This window comes from Providencia sp. PROV130 (genome assembly GCF_028482225.1).
GTDB lineage: Bacteria > Pseudomonadota > Gammaproteobacteria > Enterobacterales > Enterobacteriaceae > Providencia > Providencia rettgeri.
In genome coordinates this window covers 1-8,802 of the sequence record NZ_JAMPQC010000011.1, presented here as the reverse complement: position 1 = coordinate 8,802, position 8,802 = coordinate 1, and the positions used below count along the sequence as shown (strand labels likewise).

Below are 8,802 nucleotides of genomic sequence, written 5' to 3'. Positions count from 1 at the left end.
AATGTATTACGCTATGTTACAAAAGGGTTCTGACCGATTGCGGTAAAATGGGGTTGGGGTTTACCGCAATCGGGAGGGTTCGTCTTTACACATAGAGTGCATTGTGCGAATCAAATAAATTATATTTTAACCTTGTTTTTACTAAAATTGACCTTATTTATTAGAAGAACCTAAACGTAATTAGAGGTGTGTGTATGAGTAAATTTGCTAATGGCGATGTTGTTGTTCTTAAATCTGGCGGTCCGAGTATGACTGTTGAAAAATCAGTTAAATATGCTGGAAATGATTTCTTTCATGTCCACTGTTGTTGGTTTGAAAAAAATAATCGACATAATGATGTTTTTGCTGAACATATGTTAGATAAGGCTATAATTAAAAATAATAATCCAAATGATGTTGATGATCTATCAGGTTTGGGCGTGAATAATAGTTAATATATTAATTATATACTATCTATTTTTTTGAATTTAAGCATTAATAGATAGTATATGAGTAACTTGATTAAATCGGTTTGAATTTTAAACTTTTAGTCTTATCTTTGAATACATTTTCTATTTCCACCTTTTTTGCTTTCATATCCCAAGTTCCTTTGTTAATTTTACACTCATATATTTTAATTTTCTCGTCTAATTTTATTAAAATTTCATTTATATCTTTCTTGGGAGTTCTAATACCAATGAATATACTATCAATCATATCCAAATTTAAACTATAAAAATATACTTTATTATTTTCATCGCTAACTTTTAAGCTGTTACTTTTTGCACACTTGACAATTCTAACTTCCTCTTCATAACTCCAATGACTTGATTTATATAAGTATCTCCTTTGTAACTTCTCTAGATTATTACTTTGATAACAACATGTTTCTCCGATTACTGTCCGTTCAAAATTTTCTTTTGAAACATAGTCGTATAATGGCTTAGTTTGCGTATATATGATATTCCCATATTGAGCTGGTATTATATTGTCATCTTCACTAGTAAAGTTTGTTTTTAAAATATTAATCCCTATAACTATTCCTTTATGGCTATCTGCATAATGGCTCCACATCAATGGATTTAGAGGCTGTCTTGTTAAACATAATATTGGATAATTATTATTTATAGCTATTCTTTTAACGTGCTCTACAATATTAACATCAATCAGATTTTTATCTTGACTAATTTTCATTGATGAAAATTCGAATGGGTCATTAAATAAATCCATAGTCGTAAATGCAATTCTTTCATCATTTAGTATTTCAAGAACTCTAGAAACAGATAAGTATTTATATAGTATCATTGATTATTACTCGAAGAATTTATTAATAAAACACTTGGATTCAGCAAAATTTGAAAACCCCCGTGCTGTACTACGGGGGTAGTCTCAGGATAACTTCGGGCTTTCAGCCATCGTCCCAAATGGGTCTGTATTGACAACAACGACTCTTTTTGTTGCCTTTTCCTCGCTAAATGAACTTTGTTTTATCTTTCTAAGAAGGTATTTTTCGATTAATTCTTCATCATTTTTAAGATCAGATGCTTTTTGAGCCAATGCGAGCTTTGCTAAGTCGTAGATTTCTTCTAATATATCAAGCTCTAAGCATACATCATCTATTAGTAATTTTATTTTCTTGGTCATTATGACTGTTTCTTTCTACGTTTATAGGGTAGTCCTAATTGCTTGATATCTTTATAAGTATTTAGATCAATCATAGAGAGATCACCATTATCGTCTAACACGATAAGATCAATTAGGTTTTCGATAGCAAAGTGTGCAATATCAGATTCTGTATAAATTTTCTGCTTTCCCATCATAATGGCTTCTTTCGTAAGCTCAAAAGCAAGGCTTTTAAGTTCTATTGCTTCCTGCTTTTTTAGCCTAATCGTCGTTTTAATATTTTCAGGCATGACCAATATCTCCCCAGCAAGTAAAAACCTATTGTAATTCTCTTCGCTATTCTTGTCTGTTATTTGTTGACATGTAACATGTCACATGTATACTTTTGCATTAAATGTTATTTGTTACATGTATACATGTTTCTTGTGGCGGTGAAGAATGAACATTATTTATTTTGATTTTATTGAAGGATACGGAGTTAATGCCAAGGTTGGCATTGACTGGGATTTTTATCGTTCCTTTGATGAATTGATTAAAGAATGTTCTTGTTACTTTAGTGATAACTTCATTTTAGCGCCAACAACAGCGGAATCAGGGGATTTTACTGGGTATCAGGAGAGTCATAATGTCTGATAAACAGGAAAGATCTGTACTTATTGATTTTTTGGCGTTTTCTGCACCTATTTCTGTTATGAAAGATGTTCATACCTTTCAAGAAACAGGTTTTGAATGGCGAAAATTTCAATTTTTACCTTCATATAAACAATATCAGCATCGTGATATCACTTTTACTCATGACAACTATCAAGACATACCTGAGATTATTCATTCTAGTATGACCGATGAACAGCGTAATCGTTATGAAACAGATTTGATTTCATGCTATTTCTCTCGCTTAAAATCATGGCTTTCATCAGTATTTGGTTTAGTCATGGGAGCACCAAGAGGAAAGGGTGGATTCGCTTATCAAGATTCAGCGTTACTATATAGTGATGAAGGCGGTGTTGAGCATTTTGGCGTTGTTTATTGGGGCGGTAATAAAGACACTTTTTATGTTCAGATTTCAGGTAAAGGTTGTGCTCATGTTTTTAGTGGAACAACGCCGCAAAAAATCCATAAGTGGTTAATCCATTTGGATATTATTAGATTAAAAAGATTAGATTTAGCTACTGATGATTATGATGGTATTTATACTTGTACTGCTGCACTACAAGCGTACAAAGATGATGCATTTTATGGTGGTAAAGGTCCAAAACCGAAATTAGAAACCTCTCAAGCTATTGATTCTAATGGTTGCCCGACTAAAGAAATAGTAAACGTAGGTTCTAGGCAATCACGTGTTTATTGGCGTATTTATAATAAAGCATTAGAACAAAAAATTTCTGGTGTCTGGTATCGCTCAGAAGTTGAATTAAAAGAAATATCTATTGATGTGCTTCTTAATATTGCAGGTATTTATACAGGGCTTTGTGCTTATTCCGCTCAAATAAATCCAAGTAAACCGCAATCAATTCCTAAATTATTTGGTAGAAAAGCGATTGATTCAATAGAAGCTAAAGTTAAATGGTTGAGAAAACAAGCTTCTGCCAATATTGCTAAAGTATTTCATTTTTTTAATGGAGATATTAATACAGTTCTATCCATGATAATACGTGAAGAGCATATTAGTGATATGAATTTACGATTTGATATACCTCCTATATATCAAACGTTACTAAATGAAAAACTAAAAACGAACCAGTGTCCTTTTTAAATATAAGGTATTTATTTATGTTGAAAATTGAAATTAATGAAGTTGATGGAAAAGTAAATAGCAAACAAGTTATCTCTAAACAAACAGGTGAAGTATTAACTTTTAGAGAACAAAATGCCTACATTTATAATGGTGGTGTTTATCCTGAAAGATTTATTATCCAATTAGACAAGGAAGAAGCTCCATATCCCGTTGGGTTTTATACATTAGATAATTCATCTTATTCGGTTGGTGATTTTGGTTCTTTGAAAATAAAAAAGGCAAAATTAATACCACTGGACAAAAAATAATTGAATTTTAAATAATAGGTTTTAATCATGAATAACAACCAATTTACCAAAGCTAGAATTTGCAATACTAGCGAGGCTGGTAATATTTCACAGTGTAGTGATATTGCATTGCAATTGCCTGACAATGTTATTTCATCAATACAATCAAGTGCTATTCATGATTCATCTGTTATTTCAAATAATCCTTCCTTTGGGGAATTTAATAATAATATCTTTGGGGCAGGATTAGGGCTTGTCTTAATCTTTTATTTATTAGGTTATGGGTTAGGGCGAATGATAAAAATGGTAAATTTATAGGTGCTATATGAATATCAAAAATATTATTTCTAATGTTTACTTAAAATCTGGTGTTGTTGCTTCTATGGCTTTAAGTTCATCTGCTTTTGCTGCTGATGATACAGTAACAAATAGTAATTATCTTGATGGTCTCATTAAGCAAGTTGATGTTTCTCCAATTATTGTAGGGGTTGTTGCTGTAGCTGGTTCTATTATGGGGCTTACTGTAGTGGTGATGGGAATTAGAAAAGTCTCTCGCATGATTAATTCATTTTGATGCATTGGGGCTTTACAGCCCCTTTTCTGATTATTAAGGGGTTTTATGTGGGAGTTGATGAGCTTTTTTACAGGGGTAATATGTGGATGGGCTGTAATTCAAGGGTTTAATTCTTATTGATGATTTTTTTGAGGTTATTTATGCTCTTTTTCAGTAATAATAAAATCCGAAAATTAATTTTTATTTTATCTTGTTTTATTTTTGCTTTTTCATATATAGGGTATGTCTATTCTTCACCAGTTCTTGTTGCTAGAGCTTTATTGCCTCGTTTGTTTGGAAATGTTGTTGCCAAAAGAGCAGCAAGCACTGAGGTAGCAACATTAACAGCAACGTCTGTAAATAGAATGACTTTGCCTGCATTGACAGCATCATCTCCATTGATTAGAACTGGAAATGCGTTAAATTGGATAGGGCTTGGTTATGGGCTGAATGCTTTACAGAATGACTTATTTTCAGGGAATGATAAAGTTTATTCTATTGATTACGACAATCAAAAATTTCTGGGTTCTTCGCCTGAGTCACTACTTACACAACTATTTGAATATGATGTTCAGCATAATAAAATAACATGCATCGGTGAAGCACCATGTCAGTTTTCTTCATTACGGGATATTCGATTAAGAACCGATTTAGGTGATACAGTTTATTTCACTGGAACTTATGACTTAACTAATGCTTCCGGTAGTTTTATTCCAAATCGTTCATATACTCAATATTTTTTTCATGGAAAAAAACAGGTTGTTTTTCATGATGGAATACCATATCCAGCCGATAATATTGACTTAGATGACTTACTGAAATCATTATCTTATACTGAAGTTTCATTAGATGAAATTGCTAATTTATTGAATGCAATCTTAATGAGTGCATCGTTACAACCAGATTATAAAGGTATTCCTTTTAATAGTTCTAATGCCATAACAAAAGATGAAATAAAAAATCTTCTTAAAGAAAATAACGAATCTCAAACAGTTTATTTTCATGATTTATTTGAGAGCGTTAAAACAGGAAGTAATAACAATTTAATAATTATAAATAACACTACGGAAACAAAACCTACAACGCCAACAGATAAGGATGATGATTTTGATGAAAACGATATTAAATACCCTGATTTAGATATGCCAACAGCAGAGCAAATATTACAGCCTTATAAATCATTTTTTCCTTACTTACAAAATTTTGATTTACCATCACGAAATGCTCAATGCCCAATTTGGAACATTCCATTTTTTAATGAAAATTATAAAGTTGATTCTCATTGCCCGTTAATTGAGCAAAACAGAAGTATTATAGAATCTATATTTTCTTTATTATGGGCATTTATTGCTTTACGTAAATTATTAAGTGCATAGGTGAAATAATGGGGCGTTTATTAACAACACTATTCAGTGGGGCATTTGGTTTTATTTTTAAAGGCATTGTCGCTAAATTCTTTTTATTTTTTTCTCTTTTTTATATAACAACTGAATTCATTCCCATTATTATTGAGTGGTTTTTACCTAAATCAACTAATTTATCTGATCTCTTTAGTTCTTTACCTGATGCAATTTGGTTTTTCTTAAATTTATTACAGTTTCCATTAGGTGTTCCTTTAGTCATTTCAGCAATGGTAACACGGTTTATTATTCGTAGATTACCTATTATTGGTTGAGGAAGATATTGTGCCAATTACTGCTTATGTCGGTGTACCTCGTTCAGGTAAATCATACGAAGTTGTAAAATCTGTTATTGTTCCTGCAATAGCGTTAGGTCGTCGTGTTATTTCAAATATTTATGGGTTGAATGAAGAAAAAATAAAGGAATACTGTTTAAAGCAATATAAGAAATTATCTTTAGATAAATTAGGCTCGATTGTCCATGTCGAAAATAGTCAATGTTTGGATGAAGACTTTTTACCGTCTATGGAAAATCAGAATACCTTTTGTCAGGCGGGTGACTTAGTTGTAATTGATGAGGTTTGGCGAGTTTGGGGAAGTGATAAGGATATCCCTAAAAATCATCGTTCTTTTATTGCTGAACATGGTCATTTTGTGAATAAAAACACTGGCGTTATGTCTGATTTAGTTGTAATTAATCAAACGGTTAGTGATATACCTCGTTTTATCAAGGCACGTATTGAAACGACTTATCGTATGCAAAAACATGTTTCATTAGGTTTAAATAATCGGTATCGAGTTGATGTTTTTCAAGGAGCCAAGATCACTAAATCTAATCGAATGAATTTTTATCAGGAAAAATACGATAAATCTATCTTTGAGCTTTATAAATCTGTTGAAGGAAACAACCCTAATACATTAAAAACCGATAAACGCCAGTCTATTTTTTCATCAAAAAAAGTGCTTTTTCTAATGATCCTTGTGCCTATTGGTATATTGGTTTCTGTTTATTTTGTTTATCAGTATTTCAATCAGTATTTAAATACCGATAAAACAGAACCTGCCCAATCTACGCATTTTCAACCTATCAATTCTAATCAGATTACCAATTTAACTTTCAGCCCACCAAAACCTGTTTTATCGACTAAATGGCGTATTACAGGTGAACTCATTAGGGAAGGGAAGGCATACGTCATTTTAGCCGACAAACAAGGACAATTACGTCTTGAACCGCGTAGTCAGTTTCAATTTAACGGTAGGCTTTTGCAAGGCGAAATTGATGGTCAGCTTGTTAATTACTATTCAGGAGGGGTACAGTGAATAAACTATTATGGGTACTCATATTTTGCGCTTGTTCTATTCAATCTCAGGCAAAAAACGTAGATTTCAAATTGGAAGCTGTGCCCTTACCAAAAGCAATTTCTTTGATTTATGATGAAGTGCTACAAAAACCTTACATGCTTGACCCTAATTTAGCTAATGATGCTAGTTTAATTAGTTTTCATGCCACTGAAAAACAAGATTTTAATCAATTTATCATTCGTTATTTTCAGAATATGAATATTCGTATTTATGAGAAAAAAGGCGTTGTTTATTTAGTTAAAGTCAAACCTCCAGAACCTAAAATTAGTAAGCAAAGTTTTGTTTATAATCCGATCCATCGTGATGTTGATTATTTACAAGGCTTTTTAAAGTCAGAAGGTGAAGTAGCAGCTAATGGAGATAAACTGGTGTTTTACGGTACAAAAGATGAAATCTCTCGCGTTCAGAGTGTCTTGAGTGCAGTTGATACACCATCGCGTGAAGTTGTTGTTACTGGTTATGTTTTTGAAGTACAAGATATTGAAAAAGAAGGAAGTGGTATCAATCTATTGGCAAAATTATTATCAGGCAAATTAGGGATTAATATCGGGACAAAGCAAAATTATGAAAATTTCATTACCATTAATACTGGTAATTTAGATGCGATGATTGAGTTATTCCGAACAGATCAACGCTTCCATGTAGTCAGCAGTCCTACATTGAGGGTTAAATCAGGTTCTAGAGGAAATTTTAGTGTCGGGTCTGATGTACCTATTTTATCGAGTGTGACATATCAGGACGGTCGCCCAGTTCAATCTGTTGAATATCGTTCTAGTGGGGTGATATTTGATATTCAACCGACAATAAAAAGCCAGGCTATTGATTTAAAAATCCAACAACAACTATCAAATTTTGTCAAAACAGATACGGGTGTCAATCAATCACCAACTTTAATTAAGCGGGATATAGTGACTGATGTCACTGTAAAAAGTGGTGATATTATCGTATTAGGTGGTTTAGCTGAAAATAAAATTGAAGAAGGTGAAACTGGATTTAGCTTTTTACCTAAAGGATTTTTGTCAGGAAAATCAGAATCAAATACAAAAACAGACATAATTGTATTACTACAAGTTAAAGTGATTTGAGGTTTCTGGTCATAAAAAGTCTGCCACCGCAGCTTTGCGAGGAGGCAGATTTTTTATGGCTGGAAAATGAGAAAACGTTATAGTGGCAATCATGATGTATGATTTAGTCGTTTTATGCCGTTAGGCATGTAAGGCGGCATTCGATAGTTTTAAAGATAACCGTTCATCAATCCGCCGATACTAGGGGGGACTTGTCGAGAAGCAAGAAACTGCGCTTGCGCCTCCTGTTAAGCCATTTTTAGCATAACGTTTAACAGTGAGATAGTATGATGGTCGAAGACAAAAGATACTTATAGCAGCACTAAATACAGTTTAAAACACACGAGGAAATAAGATGAATAAATCACTGGATATCAATTATTTATCAAGGTTTCTTAATGGGGCGTTATGTGATAAAAATTTTTCAAATTTATCATTAGAGCACGCTCACTTTTCAAGTGAAGAGCAGGAAATTACGTTTCAATTACCGGAATACTTTGCACAGAATTTACTGTCATTTTCGTTTAAGAATCGAATGGATTATAGAACTATTTTTACAGCTTCGTTGTTATTATTTTTAATGCTTGAAGAAGATCAACAAAAACGTCTAGCTTCACTTACTGAAGAAACTAACAATCTGCTTTTGTCTAAAATCAGCAATATTTCTGAGTATTTTAAACTAGCGACACTTTTGGATGAAATAAATCAAGAGATAAGAACAGCAATTAAAGGTTAAACGAACCAACATTATTAACCAGCCAGAACGCGGGATTTCTTCATTTCACACTTAGGTTCGCAT

Annotated in this window: 14 protein-coding genes; 11 read left to right on the top strand and 3 right to left on the bottom strand. The window is 32.4% G+C overall.

Annotation, left to right across the window (positions count from 1 at the left end; genetic code table 11):
• The first annotated feature begins 194 nt into the window (after positions 1-194).
• Positions 195-434: a YodC family protein gene (locus tag PSF28_RS08690; RefSeq protein WP_272684941.1), complete on the top strand. Its 240-nt coding sequence runs from the start codon at positions 195-197 to the stop codon at positions 432-434.
• A gap of 67 nt (positions 435-501) precedes the next feature.
• On the opposite strand, the gene PSF28_RS08685 is transcribed toward PSF28_RS08690, so the two are convergent.
• The 3 genes from PSF28_RS08685 to PSF28_RS08675 all read right to left on the bottom strand — a co-directional run bounded on the left by PSF28_RS08685 (position 502) and on the right by PSF28_RS08675 (position 1,892).
• The gene (locus tag PSF28_RS08685; protein ID WP_272684940.1) at positions 502-1,284 is read right to left on the bottom strand and encodes a DUF2971 domain-containing protein; all 783 of its coding nucleotides are present in this window, start codon (positions 1,282-1,284) and stop codon (positions 502-504) included.
• Between the two features lie 84 nt (positions 1,285-1,368).
• Positions 1,369-1,623, bottom strand: a complete 255-nt coding sequence (locus tag PSF28_RS08680) for a hypothetical protein (protein ID WP_272684939.1) — start codon at positions 1,621-1,623, stop codon at positions 1,369-1,371.
• Positions 1,623-1,892: a hypothetical protein gene (locus PSF28_RS08675; protein ID WP_165123912.1), complete on the bottom strand. Its 270-nt coding sequence runs from the start codon at positions 1,890-1,892 to the stop codon at positions 1,623-1,625. The genes PSF28_RS08680 and PSF28_RS08675 overlap by 1 nt, the downstream gene beginning before the upstream one ends.
• Positions 1,893-2,040: 148 nt before the next feature.
• On the opposite strand from PSF28_RS08675, the gene PSF28_RS08670 reads away from it, so the two are divergent.
• From PSF28_RS08670 to PSF28_RS08625, 10 genes are all read left to right on the top strand, one after another.
• Entirely contained in the window at positions 2,041-2,235 is a 195-nt protein-coding gene (locus tag PSF28_RS08670) for a hypothetical protein (protein ID WP_102138581.1), read from the top strand.
• Complete coding sequence (locus PSF28_RS08665) at positions 2,228-3,355, top strand: replication initiation factor domain-containing protein (protein ID WP_272684938.1); 1,128 nt, start codon at positions 2,228-2,230, stop codon at positions 3,353-3,355. The genes PSF28_RS08670 and PSF28_RS08665 overlap by 8 nt, the downstream gene beginning before the upstream one ends.
• A gap of 17 nt (positions 3,356-3,372) precedes the next feature.
• Positions 3,373-3,645 carry a single-stranded DNA-binding protein gene (locus tag PSF28_RS08660; RefSeq protein ID WP_211888781.1) on the top strand — a complete coding sequence of 91 codons (273 nt, stop codon included), beginning with the start codon at positions 3,373-3,375 and terminating at the stop codon, positions 3,643-3,645.
• Between the two features lie 27 nt (positions 3,646-3,672).
• Positions 3,673-3,942 carry a hypothetical protein gene (locus PSF28_RS08655; RefSeq protein WP_272684937.1) on the top strand — a complete coding sequence of 90 codons (270 nt, stop codon included), beginning with the start codon at positions 3,673-3,675 and terminating at the stop codon, positions 3,940-3,942.
• Positions 3,943-3,949: 7 nt separating this feature from the next.
• Positions 3,950-4,198, top strand: coding sequence for a hypothetical protein (locus PSF28_RS08650; RefSeq protein WP_272684936.1), 249 nt, complete (start codon positions 3,950-3,952; stop codon positions 4,196-4,198).
• A 140-nt stretch (positions 4,199-4,338) separates the two neighbouring features.
• Positions 4,339-5,553, top strand: coding sequence for a hypothetical protein (locus PSF28_RS08645; protein ID WP_272684935.1), 1,215 nt, complete (start codon positions 4,339-4,341; stop codon positions 5,551-5,553).
• Positions 5,554-5,561: 8 nt separating this feature from the next.
• Positions 5,562-5,852, top strand: coding sequence for a DUF2523 family protein (locus PSF28_RS08640; protein WP_272684934.1), 291 nt, complete (start codon positions 5,562-5,564; stop codon positions 5,850-5,852).
• Positions 5,853-5,862: 10 nt separating this feature from the next.
• Complete coding sequence (locus tag PSF28_RS08635; RefSeq protein ID WP_272684933.1) at positions 5,863-6,897, top strand: zonular occludens toxin family protein; 1,035 nt, start codon at positions 5,863-5,865, stop codon at positions 6,895-6,897.
• A complete protein-coding gene (locus PSF28_RS08630) occupies positions 6,894-8,024 on the top strand; it encodes a type II secretion system protein GspD (RefSeq protein WP_272684932.1) in 1,131 nt (376 codons plus the stop codon). The genes PSF28_RS08635 and PSF28_RS08630 overlap by 4 nt, the downstream gene beginning before the upstream one ends.
• Before the next feature lie 334 nt (positions 8,025-8,358).
• Entirely contained in the window at positions 8,359-8,739 is a 381-nt protein-coding gene (locus PSF28_RS08625; RefSeq protein ID WP_272684931.1) for a hypothetical protein, read from the top strand.
• Positions 8,740-8,802: the final 63 nt, after the last annotated feature.

Excerpts from the sequence above, each read along its gene's own strand:
- PSF28_RS08670 (WP_102138581.1), top strand. The coding sequence starts at position 2,041 with ATGAACATTATTTATTTTGATTTTATTGAAGGATACGGAGTTAATGCC.
- PSF28_RS08655 (WP_272684937.1), top strand. The coding sequence starts at position 3,673 with ATGAATAACAACCAATTTACCAAAGCTAGAATTTGCAATACTAGCGAG.
- PSF28_RS08680 (WP_272684939.1), bottom strand. The coding sequence starts at position 1,623 with ATGACCAAGAAAATAAAATTACTAATAGATGATGTATGCTTAGAGCTT.
- PSF28_RS08650 (WP_272684936.1), top strand. The coding sequence starts at position 3,950 with ATGAATATCAAAAATATTATTTCTAATGTTTACTTAAAATCTGGTGTT.
- PSF28_RS08645 (WP_272684935.1), top strand. The coding sequence starts at position 4,339 with ATGCTCTTTTTCAGTAATAATAAAATCCGAAAATTAATTTTTATTTTA.
- PSF28_RS08675 (WP_165123912.1), bottom strand. The coding sequence starts at position 1,892 with ATGCCTGAAAATATTAAAACGACGATTAGGCTAAAAAAGCAGGAAGCA.
- PSF28_RS08685 (WP_272684940.1), bottom strand. The coding sequence starts at position 1,284 with ATGATACTATATAAATACTTATCTGTTTCTAGAGTTCTTGAAATACTA.
- PSF28_RS08640 (WP_272684934.1), top strand. The coding sequence starts at position 5,562 with ATGGGGCGTTTATTAACAACACTATTCAGTGGGGCATTTGGTTTTATT.
- PSF28_RS08665 (WP_272684938.1), top strand. The coding sequence starts at position 2,228 with ATGTCTGATAAACAGGAAAGATCTGTACTTATTGATTTTTTGGCGTTT.
- PSF28_RS08625 (WP_272684931.1), top strand. The coding sequence starts at position 8,359 with ATGAATAAATCACTGGATATCAATTATTTATCAAGGTTTCTTAATGGG.
- PSF28_RS08690 (WP_272684941.1), top strand. The coding sequence starts at position 195 with ATGAGTAAATTTGCTAATGGCGATGTTGTTGTTCTTAAATCTGGCGGT.
- PSF28_RS08660 (WP_211888781.1), top strand. The coding sequence starts at position 3,373 with ATGTTGAAAATTGAAATTAATGAAGTTGATGGAAAAGTAAATAGCAAA.